Annotated in this window: 21 protein-coding genes, 1 tRNA gene, 1 pseudogene and 1 other annotated feature; of the genes and pseudogenes, 9 read left to right on the plus strand and 14 right to left on the minus strand. The window is 45.2% G+C overall.

Going from position 1 to position 22,109, the window contains the following annotated elements:
* The first annotated feature begins 17 nt into the window (after positions 1-17).
* The 3 genes from HFV01_RS28500 to HFV01_RS28510 all read left to right on the plus strand — a co-directional run bounded on the left by HFV01_RS28500 (position 18) and on the right by HFV01_RS28510 (position 2,070).
* The gene (locus HFV01_RS28500) at positions 18-962 is read left to right on the plus strand and encodes a DNA cytosine methyltransferase (RefSeq protein ID WP_187758618.1); all 945 of its coding nucleotides are present in this window, start codon (positions 18-20) and stop codon (positions 960-962) included.
* Positions 963-1,060: 98 nt separating this feature from the next.
* Positions 1,061-1,258: a hypothetical protein gene (locus tag HFV01_RS28505; RefSeq protein WP_155839116.1), complete on the plus strand. Its 198-nt coding sequence runs from the start codon at positions 1,061-1,063 to the stop codon at positions 1,256-1,258.
* Positions 1,259-1,572: 314 nt separating this feature from the next.
* Complete coding sequence (locus tag HFV01_RS28510; RefSeq protein WP_006622631.1) at positions 1,573-2,070, plus strand: ATP-binding protein; 498 nt, start codon at positions 1,573-1,575, stop codon at positions 2,068-2,070.
* A 46-nt stretch (positions 2,071-2,116) separates the two neighbouring features.
* On the opposite strand, the gene iscB is transcribed toward HFV01_RS28510, so the two are convergent.
* Together iscB and HFV01_RS28520 are read right to left on the minus strand one after the other, a co-directional pair.
* Positions 2,117-3,388 (minus strand): RNA-guided endonuclease IscB, encoded by a 1,272-nt coding sequence (iscB, locus tag HFV01_RS28515; RefSeq protein WP_193520651.1) that lies wholly within the window; start codon positions 3,386-3,388, stop codon positions 2,117-2,119.
* 334 nt (positions 3,389-3,722) lie between these two features.
* Positions 3,723-3,989 (minus strand): DUF6439 family protein, encoded by a 267-nt coding sequence (locus HFV01_RS28520; protein ID WP_006670603.1) that lies wholly within the window; start codon positions 3,987-3,989, stop codon positions 3,723-3,725.
* 41 nt (positions 3,990-4,030) lie between these two features.
* Between HFV01_RS28520 and HFV01_RS28525 the strand changes: the two genes are divergently transcribed.
* Positions 4,031-4,414 (plus strand): sll0565 family protein, encoded by a 384-nt coding sequence (locus HFV01_RS28525; RefSeq protein WP_006622634.1) that lies wholly within the window; start codon positions 4,031-4,033, stop codon positions 4,412-4,414.
* 4 nt (positions 4,415-4,418) lie between these two features.
* Here the strand turns inward: HFV01_RS28525 and mtnA are convergent, their stop codons facing one another.
* Positions 4,419-5,525: an S-methyl-5-thioribose-1-phosphate isomerase gene (mtnA, locus tag HFV01_RS28530; RefSeq protein WP_193520652.1), complete on the minus strand. Its 1,107-nt coding sequence runs from the start codon at positions 5,523-5,525 to the stop codon at positions 4,419-4,421.
* An 89-nt stretch (positions 5,526-5,614) separates the two neighbouring features.
* On the opposite strand from mtnA, the gene gcvP reads away from it, so the two are divergent.
* From gcvP to HFV01_RS28545, 3 genes are all read left to right on the plus strand, one after another.
* Entirely contained in the window at positions 5,615-8,554 is a 2,940-nt protein-coding gene (gene gcvP, locus HFV01_RS28535) for an aminomethyl-transferring glycine dehydrogenase (protein ID WP_193520653.1), read from the plus strand.
* A gap of 887 nt (positions 8,555-9,441) precedes the next feature.
* Complete coding sequence (locus HFV01_RS28540; RefSeq protein WP_006622637.1) at positions 9,442-10,614, plus strand: WecB/TagA/CpsF family glycosyltransferase; 1,173 nt, start codon at positions 9,442-9,444, stop codon at positions 10,612-10,614.
* A gap of 555 nt (positions 10,615-11,169) precedes the next feature.
* Positions 11,170-12,153 carry a serine hydrolase gene (locus HFV01_RS28545; RefSeq protein ID WP_318286041.1) on the plus strand — a complete coding sequence of 328 codons (984 nt, stop codon included), beginning with the start codon at positions 11,170-11,172 and terminating at the stop codon, positions 12,151-12,153.
* 27 nt (positions 12,154-12,180) lie between these two features.
* Here HFV01_RS28545 and rplL read toward each other — a convergent pair whose 3' ends face one another.
* The 9 genes from rplL to glyQ form a co-directional block, all read right to left on the minus strand.
* Positions 12,181-12,585: a 50S ribosomal protein L7/L12 gene (gene rplL / locus HFV01_RS28550; RefSeq protein WP_006622639.1), complete on the minus strand. Its 405-nt coding sequence runs from the start codon at positions 12,583-12,585 to the stop codon at positions 12,181-12,183.
* Between the two features lie 47 nt (positions 12,586-12,632).
* Positions 12,633-13,202: a 50S ribosomal protein L10 gene (gene rplJ / locus HFV01_RS28555; protein ID WP_006622640.1), complete on the minus strand. Its 570-nt coding sequence runs from the start codon at positions 13,200-13,202 to the stop codon at positions 12,633-12,635.
* 60 nt (positions 13,203-13,262) lie between these two features.
* Positions 13,263-13,435 (minus strand) — a sequence feature (ribosomal protein L10 leader region).
* A 185-nt stretch (positions 13,436-13,620) separates the two neighbouring features.
* On the minus strand, positions 13,621-14,337 hold the full coding sequence (gene rplA, locus HFV01_RS28560) for a 50S ribosomal protein L1 (RefSeq protein WP_111892340.1): 717 nt from the start codon (positions 14,335-14,337) through the stop codon (positions 13,621-13,623).
* A gap of 96 nt (positions 14,338-14,433) precedes the next feature.
* Entirely contained in the window at positions 14,434-14,859 is a 426-nt protein-coding gene (rplK, locus tag HFV01_RS28565) for a 50S ribosomal protein L11 (protein ID WP_006622643.1), read from the minus strand.
* A gap of 3 nt (positions 14,860-14,862) precedes the next feature.
* Positions 14,863-15,534, minus strand: a complete 672-nt coding sequence (gene nusG / locus HFV01_RS28570; RefSeq protein WP_006622644.1) for a transcription termination/antitermination protein NusG — start codon at positions 15,532-15,534, stop codon at positions 14,863-14,865.
* Positions 15,531-15,755 (minus strand): preprotein translocase subunit SecE, encoded by a 225-nt coding sequence (gene secE, locus HFV01_RS28575; protein WP_006622645.1) that lies wholly within the window; start codon positions 15,753-15,755, stop codon positions 15,531-15,533. Before secE ends, nusG begins: the two co-directional genes overlap by 4 nt.
* Positions 15,756-15,960: 205 nt before the next feature.
* A tRNA-Trp gene (locus HFV01_RS28580) sits at positions 15,961-16,033 on the minus strand.
* A 118-nt stretch (positions 16,034-16,151) separates the two neighbouring features.
* A complete protein-coding gene (gene rplS, locus HFV01_RS28585) occupies positions 16,152-16,538 on the minus strand; it encodes a 50S ribosomal protein L19 (protein ID WP_035760001.1) in 387 nt (128 codons plus the stop codon).
* Between the two features lie 180 nt (positions 16,539-16,718).
* The gene (gene glyQ / locus HFV01_RS28590) at positions 16,719-17,600 is read right to left on the minus strand and encodes a glycine--tRNA ligase subunit alpha (RefSeq protein WP_035760003.1); all 882 of its coding nucleotides are present in this window, start codon (positions 17,598-17,600) and stop codon (positions 16,719-16,721) included.
* Between the two features lie 151 nt (positions 17,601-17,751).
* Here glyQ and HFV01_RS28595 point away from each other — a divergent pair, with 151 nt between their 5' ends.
* Positions 17,752-18,222 carry a hypothetical protein gene (locus tag HFV01_RS28595; RefSeq protein WP_006622649.1) on the plus strand — a complete coding sequence of 157 codons (471 nt, stop codon included), beginning with the start codon at positions 17,752-17,754 and terminating at the stop codon, positions 18,220-18,222.
* 452 nt (positions 18,223-18,674) lie between these two features.
* Positions 18,675-18,923, plus strand: coding sequence for a hypothetical protein (locus HFV01_RS28600; protein ID WP_052584871.1), 249 nt, complete (start codon positions 18,675-18,677; stop codon positions 18,921-18,923).
* A gap of 35 nt (positions 18,924-18,958) precedes the next feature.
* Here HFV01_RS28600 and HFV01_RS28605 read toward each other — a convergent pair.
* Positions 18,959-20,147, minus strand: a pseudogene (locus tag HFV01_RS28605) (RNA-guided endonuclease InsQ/TnpB family protein).
* A gap of 80 nt (positions 20,148-20,227) precedes the next feature.
* Positions 20,228-21,820, minus strand: coding sequence for a DUF2079 domain-containing protein (locus HFV01_RS28610; protein WP_318286312.1), 1,593 nt, complete (start codon positions 21,818-21,820; stop codon positions 20,228-20,230).
* Between the last annotated feature and the right edge of the window lie 289 nt (positions 21,821-22,109).

A 22,109-nucleotide genomic window follows, 5' to 3' on the forward strand; every position in this document is an offset into this window, starting at 1 on the left:
CTATAAATTTGTGAACTATGAGAACTATAGATTTGTTTGCTGGATGTGGTGGATTATCTTTGGGATTTGAAAATGCTGGATTTGATATTAAAGCTGCATTCGAGATATGGCAGCCAGCCATTAAAGTTTATCAACGTAACTTCAGACATCCCATTTTTCAAGTTGATTTATCTGAAGAAAGCGTGATACATACTCTGCGAGAGTGTAAACCAGAAGTCATTATTGGTGGTCCCCCATGCCAAGATTTTTCCAGCGCGGGTAAAAGGGATGAAAGTTTAGGACGTGCTAACTTAACTATCAATTTTGCTCGCATTATTGCTTCTATTAAGCCTCGCTTTTTTATGATGGAAAATGTTTCCAGAATCACCAAGAGTCAAACTCTTAAAGTGACTTGGCAAATCTTAAAAAACAGTGGCTATGGTTTGACTGGCTCAGTTTTGGATGCTAGTTATTGTGGGGTTCCACAAGCCAGAAAACGATATTTTCTCATCGGTGAACTAGAAGGAAAAGACAATTTTTTAGAACCTTATTTGTTCAAAAATTATGCCTCTAAGCCGATGACAGTTTTTGATTATCTAGGTTTGAGTTTGGGAATTGAGTATTTTTATCGTCACCCAAGAAGTTATCAAAGGCGAGGAATTTTTAGTATCTATGAACCTAGTCCCACAGTGCGAGGTGTAAATCGACCTATCCCTAAAACTTATCAAAAACATCACGGCGATGCCTGTGACCTCAATCCCTCTCTACGACCACTAACTACTATGGAAAGAAGTTATATCCAAACCTTTCCTAAGTCTTTCAAATTTGAGGGGAGTAAATCTGACTTGGAACAGATGATTGGCAATGCGGTTCCCGTCAAATTAGCTGAATATGTGGCAGGTTCTCTTCTTAAATATATTGAAGATGGTTATAATCACGTTGGGTCTCACGATTCCTATATACAACTTAGCCTCTTTAATTGACAGTTGGCTATTGAATTGTTCCCCTACTAATTGGTGTCAATAAATTAACGGGGGGGGGACAAAATTATGATTAACTTGTCATTAACTATGGTATAATCTTGGCCCGTCTTGAAAATCCTAGTTATTCCGTGCATGGGGTTGACAAAATACTAGATTTATGCAGTGAGGCGATCGCTAAAATCGGCAATTTAGTATCTGATGATACAGTAGATTATGGCGGATCAGTTCTATGTAGGATATCAATTCTCAGGGGCTGCCACCAGTGGGAATGTTGCTCCCCAATCACTGATTTATGAAAAGGGTGATCTCCGAAGATAATTAATAATGATAACTAAGGAATAGATAATACCCTAATGCAAAACATATTCGGGGGTGGGGTCAAAAGTACCACATTGGCCAAACCAGGCAATGAGTCCTTGTTACTATCATTAGATTTAAAGACAATTGCAGATTATTTTTGAGGAAATTTGCATTTTCCGGATTTTTTTGCTAATATTAATTTAGGGACGGGTACTTAAACTTAAACAACAACTTGATTCAACATAAGTGGAGTATTCACAACTATGCAGTTGATGAAAATAGTTCACCTGAAAGCCTGGGAGTTTTCTAAGTGATTGCCATATCATCACGTCCGGTTAAACGTAACTGGGTCACAATTAGCTTTGCTTCTACACTCTATCTGGGATCGATTTTGGATTTACTTCTCGCCGAAATCCCCTCGGAGTGCCAAGATGAAATCAGACTAGGACTACAAGAAGCCCTAGTTAATGCTGCCAAACACGGCAATAAGCTAGATCCCAGTAAAACGGTTGTCGTTCGTTTTGCGATCATCAATAATCAGTTCTGGTGGTTGATCTCAGACCAAGGACGGGGATTTAAACCCCCATCCTGTGGCTGTAGCTTGTCAGCAGTGGAAACTAATGATAACTGCTGGGATGACCCAGAACTACCCCATGATGAACATGAATGCGGACGAGGATTGTATATTCTTGAGCAAATATTCGATCGCGTGGAGTGGAACCAAGATGGAACCGAACTAATCCTAAGTAAACAAATCCCCGCTATATCACGTAAACCTCTTGGGAGCGTGGAAGCCCCGTGTCTTTAGACCGGGGAGGAAACGCGACAGGGGGACTTTAGTCCCCGTCAATCTTTCAAGCATAGGCGTAACCATCCTTCCTGTGAATGGGTTGGCAGTATTTGTGGCTGATGCCTGCCACCCGTACCGAAGCGGTGGTAATATCAAAACTACCAGACGCACGGCAGAGAACCCGTCCTAGATATGAGCCAATTTTCTTCCCCGCTGTGACCAGTGCCGTCACCATGTCGCCAGTCTGAAAGCCTTTATGAATTTGCCTCCTGGAGCGGTGACGATTCGGGAATCCGTACTTATTCGTCCCGCACATCTGACGGGTTCCATGCCCCTTTGCTAAAATCAGCAACGGTTTTGAAGTCAGAACTTCGAGTGATTCGACTGGTCCAACACAGGCAGCATCAAGCCAGTGAGCTTTAGGTAGGTTGAGCCTCAGTCGATTGAACTTCGTTTGTCCGCCCGTTCCTGTGGTAACTGGGAGTCCTGTTGCTTTCAGAGCCTTGAACAAGGCCCATCGGGTCGAGTTAACGGCAGCCGCATCTTTAAGGGGTGATTTGGCCTGCCTGAGAAGACGACTCAGGACATCAGGCTGGCCCGATAAAAAATCCCGAATGTCCCCATTGCCTTTGGCTTGATTGCATGAGTGGCAAGCCATCGTCAGGTTAGAAACCCGGTCAGAGCCACCCTTAGACCGAGGCTGGATCTGCTCAACTTCAAGTGGTACATTTTGAGCCCCACAGTAAGCACAGGTTCTGTCCCACTTGAACAACAGGTATTCCCTGACTTCATAGCCTTGTAATTCTCCCTGCTGATACTCAACACCTGATATCTCAGGGTTTTCCATCAATTGCAGGTCGAACCGTACTAGCTCTTGAGCAATGCGGCCAACTGGGGCAAGTCTACGAAATCGGTGAACCCAGGTCATTAGAGTATCTACTCGATGCTGCAAGCTGGGAGCTAACCAACCTTCGGGACGAGTCCGATTCAAGAACCGAGCTGGTCGATATCGGGTCTTGCGGTTTCGTCGAGAACGTCGGAGTTGACGACGAGAGAGCAATGCTTCTTTAATCTGCTGTCCTCGGTGCTGCAACTCGGCAGCAAAGATAATATGATTCCCTTGCTTTAAGGCAATTCCAGTGACTTTAGAGCCTGGGTCTAATTTGAGTTCGAGGGGTTCAGGATTAGCGTCAACCTCCTTGTTTAGAATAATGGTGAATGGGTAGCGTCGAAATACCGATGCTTTCCCGGCTTTGAGCAGTGATCGTGCCACCCCTGGCTTGCACGGTGTCAGGGGCTTGCGGTTGGTATCTAAAACGAAAATATGGTTAGACATTGTTGCGTCTGTTCTGATTGCTCGTAACGTTTGCGCTTGCGCTAACGCGCACGCTGCGCGAACGCTAATGTTCAGAGTCGGTACTTTCCAAATCGCACTGTCTTAACCCCTTAGAACTGTTTAACGATTTGGTTCTAGTGCCTGGAACTAGCACGCATTCCAGGGTAGGAACTTTAACTCTTGCTCGCTCACGTAGCCAGTTAAGGCTTAAGCTGGTCAGCTACCTGAAAGCGGGGGCACGAAGCCCCCGTGCTTCAGCCGGGGGTGCTGACAGTCTAGTCGAGGCTGGTAGCCCTATCTGTGGAATATTTGATTCAACAACCCATTTCGGGGATCATTTAGAGCCATGAGTAGGACATGGAGGTGCAGAGATGGACCTATCTAACCAACCGACCGCCTGTTGTAATCTGGGGATAGCCTCAGATGGTTCATCCTTGAGCAAAAAAATCAAAGCCGCGGCCACCTGTTCCCGAGCCCGAGCATTACGATTAGATTTGAGACGATGCCAGTCCCGTTCAGAAATAGCCAGATGTTCAGCTAGTTTCTGGGCTAGTTGCAAAGTCTCGGCATTATCAATTTTGGTTGAACTAGAATGAGTCATGGTGATTCTATATTTGAAGTTGGGAGAATTTTCTAATCATTATGCCAAGAAATACCTCATCCCAACCTAACCCCAATGATTCTCAACTGAATCGGGACCAAGAGGAAATCGAAGAAGCCCTCGAATCTGCCTCGACAGCGATCGCCACCATACAAGAGAGGATAGCTCAAATTCAGCGCGATCGCCAACGTCAAGCCGAGCTGAAAAACCGTATTGACCAAGTGATCCCCCAACTCCAGCAGGTCAAATCCCAACAACTCAAGCAAGAATTAAAACAGCTTACCCAGGAACTAGAAGCCGTAGAACTCAACTTAGAAAGCAGCCTGTTTACCTGGGGTAGCCTCAAAGAACCCTTTTGGCAAGCAGTCCGTTTTGGGGGACTAGGGGTAGTAATTGGTTGGCTGCTGAAATCCTGTTCTGGTTAGACATTCAGCATTGATGAACCATAAGATTTTTGAGATCCCCAGGTGCTACAGCCCCATGTTCAGTAATAATTGCCGTAATTAACTCAGCCGGAGTCACATCAAAAGCCGGATTATAAAACTCCACACCTGGGGGACAAATAGCAGTCGAGCCAATTTGATAAACTTCTTTCGGGTCTCTTTCCTCAATAGGGATACCTTCCCCGCTCTGTAATCGAAAGTCTACCGTAGACAGGGGAGCAGCTACAAAAAAGGGGATATTGTGGGCGCGAGCCACCAAAGCCACATTATAAGTGCCAATTTTATTAGCGGTATCTCCATTAGCCGCAATGCGATCGGCACCAACGATCGCCGCATGAATTAACCCCAACTTCATACAGTGAGCCGCCATATTATCCGCAATCAAAGTCACCGGGATCTGATCCTGTACACATTCCCAAGTAGTTAATTTTGCTCCCTGTAGACGGGGGCGAGTTTCATCAGCATAGACCCGCCCCAAGCGTTGCGCCGCCTTACAGGATCGAATGACCCCCAAAGCCGTACCATAACCCGCCGTAGCCAAAGATCCCGTGTTACAGTGAGTCAAAATATTAAGCTGTTCGGGAGTTTTGGGTAAAACCGCCAGTCCGTGATCTCCGATCGCCTGACAAGTATTCAAGTCCTCAGCTTGAATTTGTTGAGCCGCAGCCAATAGCACCTGGGGAATTTCCGACACAGAAACCGAAGTTTCCCTAGCGATTTTCAGCATTCTTTCAATAGCCCAAAACAAATTTACCGCCGTGGGGCGAGTATTCCCCAAAATCTCAGCCACCCCTTTAAGTTCCGCCAAAAACCCATCGCGATCGCTTTTTTGAATATCCCGCGCCCCCAAATACATACCATAAGCGGCTGCAATACCAATAGCCGGAGCGCCTCGGACAATCATAGTAGCGATCGCCCTAGCCATATCTTCATAGCGCTTAATTTCCACGATCGCATACTCATGACTGAGGCGAGTTTGGTCAATGAGTAAAACTCGATCCTCGTGCCAAATAACCGGATAAACCTTAGTTTCCATAGAGATTGTTAATTTATCATAGGGAACACCAGCGATCATCTGTTGTACACTTCCCATCAAGCCGCCATTGTACCCATTCAGGGATTTAGGGACTACAATTTGATGATTCTGTTTTAAATGATCTTTGTTGAATCAGTCGGAGTTTCATGCTGGATATCAATTTACCCGGTCCCACAAAATCCCCAAACCATAGTACATCGAATCTCAGCCATCCCCGTGATGGTCACATCAATAGAACCCCCGCCGATCAATTCCTCAACCGACATATCGGCCCCAATGACGCTGAAATTCAACAAATGCTGTCAGCGATCGGATACAACAGTATAGAAAGCCTGATTGATAATACCATTCCCCAAGGCATTCGTTTAAACCGCCCCCTGAACCTACCCGCCCCCCTTACCGAACATCAGGCTTTAGTCAAACTCCGCGAAATTGCCAGTAAAAATCAAATTTACCGTTCCTTTATCGGTATGGGTTACTCCGACTGTATCACCCCCCCCGTTATCCAACGGAACATCCTAGAAAATCCGGGATGGTACACCGCATATACTCCCTACCAAGCCGAAATCGCCCAGGGACGCTTGGAAGCCCTACTAAACTTTCAAACACTCGTTATCGACCTAACCGGGCTAGAAATCGCTAACGCCTCCCTTCTTGATGAAGGGACCGCCGCCGCCGAAGCCATGACCATGAGTTATGGAATTAGCAAAGCCAAAGCCCATCACTTTTTTGTCTCCCAAGACTGTCACCCTCAAACCATAGAGGTCCTACAAACTAGGGCTAAACCCCTAGGTATTGAAATCATTATTGGAGATTTCCGCACCTTCGACTTTAGCGATCCAATTTTTGGGGCTTTATTGCAATACCCCGCCACTAATGGCGCAATTTACGACTATCGGGAATTTATCCAAACCGCCCATAACCATAAAGCCATTATTACCATGGCTGCAGATATCCTCAGCCTTACCCTACTGACACCCCCAGGAGAATTAGGCGCTGATATCGCCGTAGGAAGCACCCAGCGCCTCGGTGTTCCCCTAGGTTATGGGGGACCCCACGCGGCTTATTTTGCCACCAGGGAAGCCTTTAAACGCTCCTGTCCTGGTCGTATGGTCGGGGTTTCCATTGATAGCCAGGGTCAACCCGCCCTCCGACTCGCCCTCCAAACCAGAGAACAACATATTCGCCGCGATAAGGCTACCAGTAATATCTGTACCGCCCAGGTTCTGTTAGCTGTCATTGCTAGTATGTATGGGGTGTATCATGGACCACAGGGCTTAAAACAGATTGCTGAGAATATCCACGAGTTAACTATGATGTTGGCTACGGGTTTGCAAAAGTTGGGATATGCGATCGCCAATCATCACTTTTTTGATACCCTACAAGTTGAATTGGGTCATATATCCTCATCAGAAATTATCTCCCTCGCCCAACTCCGCCAGATTAACCTACGACCAATAGCCGATAACTCTATTGGTATCAGCCTAGATGAAACTACCACCACCGCAGATATTATTAATCTGCTGGAAATTTTTGCCCTGGGTAAACCCCTCAACTTTGGCTTAGAAGAACTTGCCATCAAATCCGCCATTCCCCCCCATTTAACTCGCACTTCTGCTTACCTCACTCACCCCGTTTTTAATAGCCATCACTCAGAAACCGAATTATTGCGGTATTTACAACGCTTAGAAAGTCGGGATTTATCCCTGACTACCTCTATGATTCCTCTGGGTTCCTGTACCATGAAACTTAACGCCACCGCCGAGATGATTCCTGTCACTTGGCCGGAGTTTGGTAAGTTGCACCCCTTCGCACCCAAATCTCAAACTCAAGGTTATCAGGTATTGTTTCAACAACTTGAGGAATGGTTGGCAGAAATTACCGGATTTGCTGGCATTTCTCTACAGCCTAATGCAGGTTCTCAAGGGGAATATGCTGGTTTATTAGCAATTCGTGGTTATCATCAAAGCCGAGGAGAAAATCAACGCCATATTTGTCTAATTCCTGAATCTGCACACGGTACTAATCCCGCTAGTGCCGTTATGTGTGGCATGAAAGTTGTACCTGTTAAATGTGACAGCCAGGGTAATATTGATATTGATGATTTGCAGCAAAAAGCTGAACAGCATCAAGACCAACTCGCTGCTTTGATGGTAACTTATCCCTCCACTCATGGCGTGTTTGAAGACGGTATTCGCCATATTTGTGACATCATCCACCGCTGCGGGGGTCAGGTTTATATGGATGGTGCTAATATGAATGCACAGGTAGGGTTATGTCGTCCCGGAGATTTTGGCGCTGATGTCTGCCACCTGAATTTGCACAAAACTTTCTGTATACCCCACGGCGGCGGGGGTCCGGGAATGGGTCCCATTGGGGTGATGCCACACCTATTACCGTTTTTACCCGGTCATTGTGTCGTGGATATGGGGGAAACTTACTCAGGCGGTGCGGTTTCGGCTGCGCCTTGGGGTAGTGCTAGTATTCTGGTCATCTCCTGGATGTATATTGCTATGATGGGGGCTTCTGGCTTGAAAAAAGCTACCGAGGTCGCCATTCTCAATGCTAATTATATGGCGCGTCGTCTACAGGGGGTTTATCCGATTCTCTACAAGGGTAACAATGGTACAGTTGCCCATGAGTGTATTTTGGATCTGCGATCGCTCAAAAAGTCTGCTAATATTGATGTGGATGATATCGCTAAACGACTCATGGATTACGGTTTCCACGCCCCTACTATTTCTTGGCCAGTGGCGGGGACTATGATGGTGGAACCTACAGAAAGTGAGTCTCTCGATGAGTTGGATCGTTTCTGTGCCTCTATGATTGCTATTCGTCAGGAAATTGCTGCCATTGAGTCCGGGGAGTTTGACCGGGAAAATAACCCCCTTAAACAAGCCCCCCACACCGCAGAATCTCTGATTGTGGGTGAGTGGAATCGTCCCTACTCCCGGGAAGTAGCCGCTTATCCCGCCGCTTGGACTCGCGACTATAAATATTGGCCGCCTGTGGGTCGCATTGATAATGCCTTTGGCGATCGCAATTTTGTCTGTTCCTGTGCGCCTGTGACCGCTTATCAGGATTAAGCCATAACCCTCTCTCTCCCATTCAGTCATGGGGCTTATCTACCTGATACAGCCCCGGCTTCTGTGTTATTAAATTAAAAGCGATCGAAATTTTACCCTCCATCTTAACTGATCCTTTACAATGGTTTGTTAATTCTTTACATAATTTTCTTGATTTTCCCAGCTATTCACCCTTATGATGTGGTTAACTGCCTCAGCCAAGGGATTCGGTTTTAGCACCGCACTGGCTGCTGGGTGGTTTTTTATCGTTTCACCTCCAGCGTGAAATTCCCATGATAGTTTGATTGACTTTTCACTAAACCAGCCATTTTCCTACTATATCCTTCTTTGTAGCAAAATCAAAATTGGCAGTAGTTCAGTCAGCACCCCCGGCTGAAGCACGGGGGCTTCGTGCCCCCCTTTCAGGTAGCTGACCAGCTATAGCCTTAACTGGCTCCGTTCAGAGCAAGAGTTAAAGTTCCTACCCTGGAATGCGTGCTAGTTCCAGGCCCTAGAACCGAATCGTTAAACATCTCTAAGGGGTTAAGGACGTGCGATTTGGATAGTACCGACTCTGAACATTGGCGAAGCAAACATTACCCCGCAAGGGAGTCGGAGCCAACCATAGCTCCATGGAGGGGCAACCATACCCCTCCACCCCGCAAAGGGGTGCTGGCGGCTAAAGCCGCTTGAGTCGGTTTTCCTCTCCGTGATCAATCACGGAGCTTCCAACCCTCCCAGGAGTTTTACGTGAAACTTAGTTAGCCAAAATATGCCGAGGTATTCGTGCTAAGTTTCATTCATTAAGTGTTACAGACAAGTCAGCCCACTGCAACCTAACAAAAACTCCATCAAAACCATCTATTATCTGGTTTTTGGTACAACTGTAAAAACACGGTACATATATCATGAACGAAGTTAAGTTATTCAATATATGTATTGACAATATTACCACCGAACAACTCCTAGAAGAACTTGGGAGACGTGGCGGTATTGTTTTCACTCCTAATGTCGATCACTTGATGCGATTGCAGAAAGACAAAGAGTTTTACGACATCTATAATAAGTCGGATTACCGCGTTTGTGATAGTCAGATTGTCTACTATGCTTCTCGGCTTTTAAACCAGCCTATTGCTGAAAAAATATCCGGCTCTGACCTATTTCCCGCCTTCTATAATTACTACCGAGATTGTGAAGAGATTAAGATATTTTTGCTCGGTGCTGCTGAAGGTGTAGCCGCTAGGGCGAAAGTTAAAATCAACGAAAAAGTCGGTCGTGAAATGGTGGTTGACTGCTACTCTCCACCCTTTGGTTTTGAAAAAGACGAGCTGGAATGTCAACGCATTGTCGATCGCATTAATCACTCAAAAGCCTCTGTTCTTGCTGTTGGGGTCGGCGCTCCCAAACAAGAAAAGTGGATTATGAAACATAAGGATAAACTTAACCATGCCAAAATCTTCTTAGCTATTGGCGCGACTATTGATTTTGAAGCCGGAGAAAAACCCCGTTCACCTCAGTGGATAAGTGAAGCAGGTCTGGAGTGGTTACACAGACTCGTATCTGAACCACTGCGCCTCTGGAAGCGCTATCTCATTGAAGATATGCCCTTTTTCCTGCTACTCATGCAACAAAAACTTAACCTTTATCATTCCCCCTTTAGCTCTTTGGGAGACATGGCTACCCCTCATTGGCAAATGCCTTTATTGGGACAAATGCTTGAGGATGCCGGTTTATTAGATGAACTTCAGGTGCAACGGGTGCTTCAAATTCAAGAGCAAAGGCACAATCTCCGCTTTGGTGAAATTGTCACAGATTTGGGTTGGCTACGTCAAGAAACCGTGGACTTTTTTGCCGAGCAGCTACCTCAAATTGGTGGGAGTCAACAAAGGCAACCTTTGGGTTATTACCTCAAACAGGCTATGCTTTTGGATGATCAACAAATTAACTTGATTTTGCTTGAACAACAGCAAAAATATCTCAGGTTTGGCGAACTTGCCGTCCAGAAACAATGGCTCAAGCAACAAACTGTTGATTCTATTCTGTCCTATCTCACCCGCCCACAGACCGAAATGCCGCTTTGAATCTACACCAATGTTAAGTTTTGTAACGAAAAATTAAGAAATGTTACAAAAAATTTCCTCTGGGGAGGGGGGTTGCGTTTCGCGGGAGCTTGTGGTATCATTTTAAATAATGGAAATATTGATAATTTTTAATTTTTTGCACAGATTCCAATTATTTAACTTACTACCTTAATAGTATCATGAGTTCCCAGGACTTGTCAACCCCCGGCGCTAAATTACGAGGGCCATTTTTTAAAAATTGATGAAAAAATCAACTTTGAATTTTCTTTTTCTATGGTAGCGATCGCCTTGGGTTAAGGTATGGTATGTATGCAGGTCAATGCTGAGAAAATGGTTTATATTCGCCGACGGGGACACTCCTATAAAAAAAATCGGATTATGGGTAATGTAAAGCCTCTGCCAAGGTTACGGTATGATCGGCTGTTATTGCTAATGATAGTAACGATCGCTTTGGGGTGGGGTATGCTGTCGATAGTCAGGTCCCTAGTGTTGAAACTCTCAACCGCCAAAGTAGATCAAATCTCATCAACAGAACCAATAAAAACCGGGTATAATGTGCAGTCAGCACCCAACTGGGATAGTAAAGCACAACTACAGGCGATCGTCAATGAAACAGTAGCGATCGCCAAAAACAAAGGATTCCCGACCGAAGCACTGTCGATCACCTTAGTAGATGTGAGCGATTCCGGCAAGCACTACAAAGCTGGATACAACAACCAAATTTTAAGGTTTCCCGCCAGCGTTGCCAAACTATTTTGGTTAGTCGGCTTTTTTGATCAAGTTGAACGTGGGTCAATTAGGGATGAATCTAAATTTCATGACCACCTCAACCAAATGATTCGCATTTCCGATAATCAATCAGCCAGTGAAATTGTAGATGCTATTACCCAAACCACTTCCGGGGAAGCCTTAACCGGAAAAGACTTAACAACCTGGCTAAACCAACGCAGTCAGATTAACAAATTCTTTGAACAAGCGGGTTATGCTGGAATTATTCTCAGCATGAAAAATTATCCCATCGACAACTCACAAGAAACACCCACAGGTAGAGATCTGCAATTAAAGCAAACTCGAGACCTAGTTAATGGAAACCAGATCACCACAGACCAGGCGGCGCGGCTAATGTATGAAATTTACACCCAGCAAGCCGTTTCTCCCATAGCCAGCACCAAAATGGCTTACCTTCTCACCCGAGATCTAAATTCCGAGACTTGGGACGAAAGCGATCGCCACTTTATCGAAGGATTTTTAGGTCAATCATTACCCACAGACATTTATTTTGGTTCCAAAGTTGGTTATACCAGCCACTCACGCCAAGAAGTGATTTTTGTAAGAACCCTAGATGATCAGACCATTTATATTCTGGCAATTTTCGCCAATGATCCCGCCTACTCTCAAGATCAAGACATCTTTCCTCAAATGTCCCGCCACATTTTTGATCGCCTCAATAGAGCCTCCCAAAACCTGACCCCCAAAGAAGTCAGCGTTTTTCACTCCACCACCGAACCCAGTCAACTCAAAAAACCCTCCCTGAATTAGGGGAGGGTCCTGTTCGCATTCAGAGAATTATTTAACTTCCACTTTAGCGCCAGCTTCTTCTAGTTGTTTCTTAATGCTTTCCGCATCTTCTTTGGTGGTAGCTTCCTTAATAGCTTTAGGAGCACTTTCTACCAAGTCTTTAGCTTCCTTCAGACCCAAACCGGTAATGCTACGAACTACTTTCAGAACCGCGATTTTCTTATCAGCGGGGAACTCAGTCAGAATCACATCAAACTCAGTTTTTTCTTCTTCCGCCGCCGCTTCCGCACCAGGAGCAGCCATACCAGGAGCAGCCATCATCATCATACCGCCGCCAGCAGAAGCCGAAGCATCAACGCCAAAAGCCTCCTCAATTTGCTTAACCAACTCAGATGCTTCTAACAGGCTCAAAGATTTTAGTTGTTCTAAAATTTGATCAGTTTTTTCAGACATGGGTTAACCCTCAACAAGTAATAAATAACAAACAATTGAAAAGCGATTTAAGCCGCCTGGGAATCGTCTTTTTCGGATACAGCCTTGATAGCGCGCACCAGAGAAGCCGGAACCTCTTTGATACCAACCGCCAGCTTCGTGGGAACTGCATTGACTCCAACCGCCACCTTCGTAGGAATAGAGTTGATCGCTCCCGCGATACGAGCCATGAGTTCTTCCTTGGTGGGAAGTTCTGTAATAGCTTTGATCTCATCAGGACTCAAAGCGCGACCTTCCATCACCCCGCCGCGTAGCTCAGTTTTTTTGCTTTCCTTTTGAAAAGCCTGATACGCTTTAATCGCAGCACCAAAATCGTCTTGAATGAAGATAAACGCTGAACTACCGCTGAGGAATTTCTCCATCGGTTTCCAGTTGTCATCTCCTTCAACCGCTTTCTGCATCAAGGTGTTTTTCGTGACTTTGCAGACACTACCCGTTTCCCGAAGGCGGTTCCGCAAGTCAGTAATTTGGGAAACAGACAGCCCAGTGTAGTCAATCACCAAAGTCAGTTGAGCGGAGCTTAACTGCTTCTGGATATCTACAACAATGTTTTCCTTTTGGGCTAAGGTTCTTCCCATTCCTGTTGAACCTCCGTATTTGATGAACGCCCAATCCCTAATGGGTCAAACAGAAGACAAATTGGCATTAAAAAACCCGGAACTCACCAAGCCGGGTAAAGGAATAAAAATTATCCGTTAGAACTCAAGGCATAATTAGCCTTTAATTCACCGTTAAAATCTTTAATACCTTAACCTCGGCAGGATATTAAGCCAGTTGCGCCTGCTGTCTTCGGTTATCAGATCTTTAGAATTATAAGTGGGCTACAGTGCTTAATTGCACAATTAAACATTATTACACTATTCGTGTATGTTGTCAAGCAAAAAGTTATTTTCGGGGAAATCAGCAGCAGGGAGCAGGGATGAGTATATTTGAGTACCAACCTTCTCCCTGTCCACTTCTCGCCCGGAGTTTCTGTAGCCTACAGATTCCCTTTCCCTATGCAGCTTCCGCGATTTTCAGATCCCGCAAAGCATTGATATCTAACTGAATCGCTGGACCCATAGTGCTACAGACATAAACACTCCGCCAATAGCGACCCTTAGCCCCAGAGGGACGGTTACGGTCAATACATTCTTGTAACGCCGACAGGTTAACCAGCAGGTCTTCCGCTGAGAAAGATACCTTTCCAAACATCACGTGGACAATCCCGGTGCGATCGCTCCGAAACTCCAGTTTTCCTGCCTTAAATTCAGCGATCGCCTGAGTTAAATCCATAGTCACCGTACCACCCTTGGGGGAAGGCATCAAACCCTTTGGACCCAACAAACGACCCAACTTAGCCACCTGGGGCATCATATCCGGTGTAGCGATTAACTTGTCAAAATCCAGCATTCCTTTCTGAATTTCTGCGATCAGATCATCTGACCCCACCAAGTCCGCCCCGGCGCTTTGGGCTTCAGCCACCTTATCACCTTTAGCCAGAACAGCCACCCGCACCTCTTGTCCCGTTCCTTTCGGCAGTGTCACCGTTGTTCTCAGTTGCTGATCCGTATATTTCGGGTCAATACCAAGACGAATGTGGGCTTCTACCGACTCCGAGAACTTAGCCGTTGCCGTTTCCTTGAGTAGTTGCAGGCCCTCTAGGGGTTCATAAAGTCTATCTTCAACCTTTTGTTGAAGTTCTTTTAATCGACGCGATACTTTTTTTGGCATGATTTCCTCCTGGGGTCAATAACGAAGTTAAACTTCTCCCCCAATATGTCAATTCAACAATTGGGTTGGCTCAAATTTTTTTCTTAGCTACCTAAATTAATCCGCGACAGCAATACCCATATTACGGGCTGTCCCTTCCACAATTTTCATGGCAGCTTCCAAATCATTCGCATTCAGGTCCGGCATTTTCACCTCTGCGATTTCTCGCAACTGGCTGCGGTTAATTGTTCCCACTCGAACCCGGTTCGGTTCACCTGAACCTTTTTCAATTCCGGCCGCTTTCTTAATCAGCACTGACGCTGGCGGAGTTTTGAGGACAAAAGTAAAACTTCGATCTTCATAAACCGAAATCTCTACCGGAATCACCAAACCCACCTTATCCGCAGTTTTGGCGTTATACTCCTTGCAAAACATCATGATGTTCACCCCATGCTGACCCAAAGCTGGGCCGATGGGGGGAGCCGGGTTTGCTTTTCCCGCGTTAATTGCTAACTTGATAACTGCTACAACTTTCTTTGCCATTTGTTAGCCCTGCTTTTCAACCTGATTGAACTCCAATTCCACTGGCGTGTCTCGTCCAAAAATCGACAGTAAGGCCTTGAGCTTATTACGTTCCGGGCTCACTTCAATGACATCCCCTTCAAAGTCTTTGAACGGGCCAGATAGCACCAGGATATGATCCCCACTCGCCATCTCTACCTTCACAACAGCTTCCTGTTGCTGGGTTTGTCTGAAAATCCGATCAACTTCTGATGGACTTAATGGCAGGGGTTTAACATGGCCCCGCCCTCGCCCGGAGTGACGTTTCTGCTCTGCCCCGACAAAGTTAATCACATGAGGGGTATTTTTGACAACCTGCCAAGCCTCATCGTCAACATCCCACTGGTTGAACTCATTATTCCAGTTCAGTTTCATCTGGATTAACACATAGCCCGGAAATACTTTTTCCTGACTATGCTGGCGACTGCCATCCTTACGGAGTTTAATCGCCTGAGTCTGGGGAATCTCCACTTTGAGAATCCGGTCAGCCACATCCAGAGTTTGAACCCGTTGGTCTAAGTTCAGTTTCACCCGCTTTTCGCAGCCAGATGCTACCTGAACAGCATACCAGCGGACTTGTCCTGGCGCATATTCTGGCTCACTGTCTATTTCAGACATTACATTGAGTTGTTCTGACTCATCTGATCCAAAAGTCATCCAAATACCTGCCCCGACGACCAACGAAAGAAGTTATCTATTAAATAGATTAGTGTTGCTGAAAGCATTACCATTAACAAGACTCCCGCCGATTCACTCAGCAGTTGCTGGCGAGTAGGCCAGACCACCTTATCTAGTTCTTCCTTGGTTTCTTTCAAAAAACCACCAACACTAAACCCCTTCGGGACTTCCTGAATCCCTGCTTCTTCTTTCTTTGACACAGCTTTCCCCCTCGTGATTTTTAACTTAACAGTCGATTTTAACAACTGCGGCACGCTGGCTCAAACTACTTATTGTAACATCCTCAGTGCCATACTGAAACATTGCCCTAATACTTTTTGAGTTTTAGTTAATTGATGTCGCCCGCTTTCATTAGCCAAAACCAGGCTAACAAAAACTTAACCTGGTTGACTTTTGCTTAGTTAACGCGCCCTGAAGGACTTGAACCCTCGACATCAGGTTTTGGAGACCTGCGTTCTACCAACTGAACTAAGGACGCACCCTGCATGGGGCTTTTATGCCATAACCGCTCGCTAGTATAGCACGGTGTCTTGATAGATGCAAGTGCTTTTTGTGGAAATTTAAAGTTTTGGTCGCCAACCTTTACAGAAAGGGACTTAAAGAGGACGATCAAAACGCTGAGGAACTCGCGTCGCTTTCCCAACGCGATCGCGAAGATAGTACAATTTAGCCCGACGGACCTTCCCTCTCATGATTACCTTAATACTAGCAATCCGGGGTGAGTGGAGCAAGAACACCCGTTCTACCCCAACCCCCTGGAAAATACGACGGACGGTGATGGTTTCGTTGATACCACCATTACGCATAGCGATTACCGTCCCTTGATAGGGCTGAATCCTTTCCTTTCCACCTTCAGTGATTCTCACACCGACCTTCACCGTATCTCCTACATAGATTTTAGGGATACTTCCTTTTTGGACCTTGGTTTTGATACTCTCGATCTCTTCTTGCTCAATGGCGCGGATAATTTCCTGGGCTTGCATGGCAGTCGTTTCAAACTCACAATCTCTCATTATGACATCCTTTGGTCATTTTTTCAACCCAACCGACAAGGATTTTCCAGGATCACATCAACCCCTACCCCCTGCACCATGAAATTAACCCTAGGGAAGGGACAAGGCTGGACTTGTCTGTATACCTATCTGGCATGACTCGGAGGAATTTCAAGCCGCTTGAGGAGATTTGAGGAGGGGAAAACCCAGACCTTCTCGCTGTTCCAAATAACAGTGAGCCACCCGACGCGCCAGATTCCGAATTCTGCCAATATATCTAGTACGTTCAGTCACCGCAATTACCCCCCTAGCATCTAATAAATTGAAACTGTGGGAACACTTGAGGACGTAATCTAAACTCGGTAAAACTAAACCTTGCTCAATCAACTGTTCCGCTTCCTGTTCATACAACGAGAATAAATTAAACAGTAACTCGGGGTTAGATGCTTCAAAATTGTAGGTACATTGTTCTATTTCCCCCTGTAGATGAATATCACCATAGTTAATCTCATCAGTCCAAGCAATTTTGACAATAGCATCTACATTTTGCAAATACATCGCCAGCCTTTCTAATCCATAGGTGATTTCAATACAAACCGGACGACAATCAATTCCTCCACATTGTTGGAAGTAGGTAAACTGAGTAATTTCCATCCCATCTAACCACACTTCCCAACCTACACCCCAAGCACCTAAAGTGGGTGACTCCCAGTTATCCTCGACAAACCTAATATCATGGTCTTCTGGATTGATTCCTAGTACCCGCAAAGAGTCTAAATAAATCTCTTGGATATTGTTGGGAGAAGGCTTGATTAGTACCTGATATTGATAATAATGTTGAAAGCGGTTAGGGTTCTCCCCATAACGTCCATCTGTAGGGCGGCGACAGGGTTCTATATACGCCACAGACCACGGTTCTGGACCGATCGCCCGTAGAAATGTATGATGGCTCATGGTTCCTGCCCCTTTTTCGGTATCATAGGGTTGGGCAATTAAACAACCGCGATCGCTCCAAAATTGGTTCAGGGTGGCAATAACTGATTGAAAGTTCACTGGTAAATTATTGATAACTAAGGTGTCCGCCACAATTCTATCAAATATCATCCTCATTATTTCACCCTTCCCAACTTCCCCCAACTGTCCCTCGACTATTGCTGCTTTGATGATAAGATGAGTCTGGCAACAATTATGGAGAGATAAAATTATGGCTGCTACACATTACTTGTCGGTTTGGAAAGGCTGTAAAATGCTGTGGCTGGCGGGATTATTAGCAACTTTTGCGAGTCCGGCTCATGGTCAAATCAACCCTGGTTTTTCTGAGGATATCATCCTGGCTCAGAATACTAGCAGCGATATAGTATGGCGCAGGCTAAATCAACAGGAAACCCGTGATACTATTGATGCCATACTTGGTAGCCCCATGGGTATCGCTGGATTAAATCAATTGGCGATCGAAGGCTTTATTGGCTTTGATTGTGGCAAAAGTTATTATCAGGATGTAGATGGTTTTCGCTGGCTACTTCAGGTTAATTGTCGGACACCTAGAGGGGTTTCTACTGCTGTGGCTTATGATGAAATTCGGGTGATTTTTAACTCTTTTGAAGGGAGAATCGAGTCCTTTACTACTGAGCGACATGGCGGCGATTTGCCTACGGGTGCGCTCCGCTTGGATTGAATAATTGTATTATTTGACTTAGCGGCTAATACTATTAATAAATAAGCCGCAAATTGCTATATAACGCTCGTAAAACCCTCGGATGATACTATAGCTATCCTCGATGATGTGCGGTCAGACCAGCTAGATGCAAAGCCTGGGATACCCTCGGCGATTAAGCCGGTTTCTCTTTTTGGCTAGTTTATTAATTTCTACTCAATAGGCGTATCTTAGGTAACACTAAATTTGGCAAAAATGGGCGGACTTAGTTAAGTTTAGCTAATGTATAGCTGGGGATAGTTTTGATTTTCGTAAGTTTGTTAAGAATTGAGAGTAACTGATATGCCAGAAAAATCCTGCCCCTGTTTTCCTGTGATCGCTAACCTGAGTACAGGTATAGGGAGAGTCTCGAAGAGGGTGGTTTGATGAGATTGATAGTCTTAGGTTTAGTGTGGTTTGGTTTATTGTCAGTGATGATAGTACCAGTGTCAGAGGCGGCGATATGTCGAATGATCGATAATCACCAGATATGTATAATTAGCCTTAAACGCAGCGCCAAATATCATTGGGAATATAGGGCGAAACTGAGTATTGACGGGGTAGCACAGGGAGAGTGGATTTATAATTGTCGCGATCGCCTCCGGGTAGATTCAGATGGAAAACAGGCGAAATTTGAACCCAACAGTTTTGGGGAGTATCTTTGTCGGACAGTTAACTATTGACACTCCCCGGCGTGAACGCACGGGGATTCTTTGTTCTACGACACGACTTGCTGATGCAGGATTTCTCCAACAACAGTAGAGGACTTGTCTCCCAAAGCGTTGCTCGGCTGCCCGAAAGTTCCGGTATGCCCTACCGTACTCAATCCTCGACTCCGAATATTTCTAGCTGCGTTTTCATCCCTATCCATTGAGCAACCACACTTACAAACGTGCGCGGATTGTGGATAGCGTTTTCTTCACAATTGCACCGCAGTTAGAGCATTCTTGGCTAGTGTATTGCGGATTTACCGCAACCGTTACTCTTTCAAACACTTTAGCAAAGTATTCAAGCCAGACACGGAATTGATACCAAGATGCGTCGTTGATAGACTTAGCTAAACAATGATTCTGCACCATATTTTTAATTCTCAAATCTTCGTAGGCTATCAAGTCGTTTGACTGAACTACGCACCTTGCCAACTTCACAGCATGGTCTTTACGTTGCCTACTTATTTGAAGATAGTGTTTACCTAGAATCTGTCTAGCTTTGCCTCTGTTTTTTGAACCTTTAACCTTCTTCGATACGCGACGGTGACTACGTTTTAAGAGACGTTCGCCTTTTCTCAGGAATTTAGGATTTTCAACGGTGACTCCGTTTGAATCGGTGTAATACTCTTTCAGTCCAACGTCTAAGCCAATGGTATTGCCTGTCGGCGCTGTGTTTTCTTTCCTGTCAACGTTAATACAGAATTGAACGTACACACCATCAGCACGTTTCACCAGTCTTACCCGTTGGCTCTGGCTGACTTGGTAAAAGTGTAAATCGCGTGTACCCTTGATTTTGAGTTTACCAATTCCTTTTTTATCTGTGAAAGTTATTGATTTTCTGTCGTCTGCAAGTTTCCACCCGGTTGATTTATATTCAACTGAGCGACAATCTTTCGGAAACTTCGGATACTCCTTTTTACCGGGAATCTTCTTCTTGCAGTTTTCATAGAATCGAGAGATAGCTGACCAAGCTCTTTCCGCACTGGCTTGTCTCCCTTGAGAATTGAGTTCGTCGGCAAATGGAAAAGTTGCTGCCAGCACCGCACAGTATTTGTTCAAATCGTACTTATTCTTTTGAGGATTATCCATCCAATAGCGCCAACAGCTATTGCGAAAAAACTGTGCTGTACGAATTGCCTCAGCTACTGCAATGAACTGACTTGGTTTTCCGTAGGTTTTGAACTCAAAAACTAGTATGGCTTTACCTCCTATCTTATGCTAACGCCATCAGCACAAAATATTCGATATTGCCACAAAAATTTACAATTAAAGCCGTCCTAGAAGGACGGGGTTTTAGACCCAGTTTCTTTATAACCTCTTGTCGAAATTATAACCTCTTGTCGAAATTCCCCCCAGGCTTCGATAGCATCAGGATTAGAAGTGACACCTCGGCGCATTAAAAGCAAGCCATTATGGAAATGCAAAATACCATATTCTTGAGTAGAAGTCAAGCGATCGGTAGTTTCGACGATCGCACGTAAAGCATCACGATCGCCACTAAAAGCGACCTGATAGCGTTGAAGTTGCCACAAATCAGCAATAATATAATCCATAGCCACCAACTTACCCTGATCATTGATTAATTGATACAGAGGGAAGCGTAAAACCTCGCGGCGACTGGACAGATGAGGAATTAAATAAGTAGTCCCCGCCACACTAGCATCTGGGGGAATTTGGGCTAAAAGCGATCGCATATTTTGAGACCTTGGCCATTGTTCAGCCAAAGAAACATAAACCCAAGGTTGAATGGAATCAGGGATTAAAAAATACAGAGTTCGATTGGGATTAGAAGTTACCGTAAATATCAAAGACAGACAGATACAAGCGACCCAAAAACGTCGGAATTTGGGAGAAGGCAACTCAGCTTCGGGGGATTTTTCTTGTTGTTTAGACCACCACAAAATACTACCATAAAACAATCCGGGAACTACGGTCATAGCGTAGCGAATTGTAATAGCCAAAACGGACATTCCCTGAGCGGAAAATAACTTTAATAAAGGAAAGCCTGCAATCATCCAAGAACCGGGAGCGATCGCGGGAATGAAAGCCAAAGGCAACCATTGACCCAAAAGATATGTAACAGTACGACCAAAGGGAGTAAATAACTGCTGAATAAACCGCAAGGGATTACTAACCATTCCCCAAATAATTTGTAAAGTGGAGGCTTCATCTCCCTCGGCGTATTGACCAAACCGTTCCATCATGAACCGCTGGGAGATGTCCGCCGAAAACAAGGGCATAATCAGATTAGTTAAAACCAGCATATAACCGAAACTGAGAACACAGACAATCAAGCCACGGCGGGGGAATCTGTGGCTGAGAATCATATAAACTCCCACCCCAAATAAAACCACGCCCGCATCTTCTCGCACGCCTAAAATTAAAACGGACAATATCCAGAATAACCACCACCAACCCTTCTCCATAGCCAAGAGAAGAGTAAACACAAATAAAGGAATTTGGCTGACATCGTGAAAATTAGCTAAAGTAGGACCGATAACGGCATTAGCGCCATAAAAACTAACTACAATTAAGGCAGATAGAGGCGGTTCTAAATATTGTCTGGCTAGGAGGTAAAGAACTAAACCCGCAGCGGTGACCAAAGTTACCTGTAACACGCTGAGGGTGACAGGAGAGGGAAAGATTGCGTACAGGGGTAGCCATAGCAGTAAAGCGGGGGTAAAGTGTTGTCCGAGGCGGTGATAGGAAACGTTGGGGAACTGGCCTTGGTGGACAACATTAGTAGACAGGGCCGAAGATAGGGAACTCTGAAAAAAACGCCCGTGGATACCATTCCAGAAGACTTGGTTAAAAATGCCCTGGTCGTAGGAAGCATAAAAGGTGAAGTAGCGGTGCAGCAACAAAACCATACAGATGCCAAAAAAGGCGATCGCACTACCTAGCAACAGTTTCAGGGACGGGTTTTTATGCCAGTTGACCAAGATAACCACTCCATCTTAATTAGCTCAAATGATTAATATCTCATATTTAGGGCAGGTAGGGGTCAACTTGATTAGCCATGATGTCAAATCACAGGCTAGAATCTAAAGCAGATATTAAATTGAGTCAACAAGTAAGCGCTAGTATCATCCTCTAGCCCTTCATATTCCAGCAGCAGTGTCGAATTGATCAGGTCTTTTGTCCCCCTTGAAAGTCATT

Origin of the sequence: Limnospira fusiformis SAG 85.79 (assembly GCF_012516315.1) — a bacterium.
Classification (GTDB): domain Bacteria; phylum Cyanobacteriota; class Cyanobacteriia; order Cyanobacteriales; family Microcoleaceae; genus Limnospira; species Limnospira fusiformis.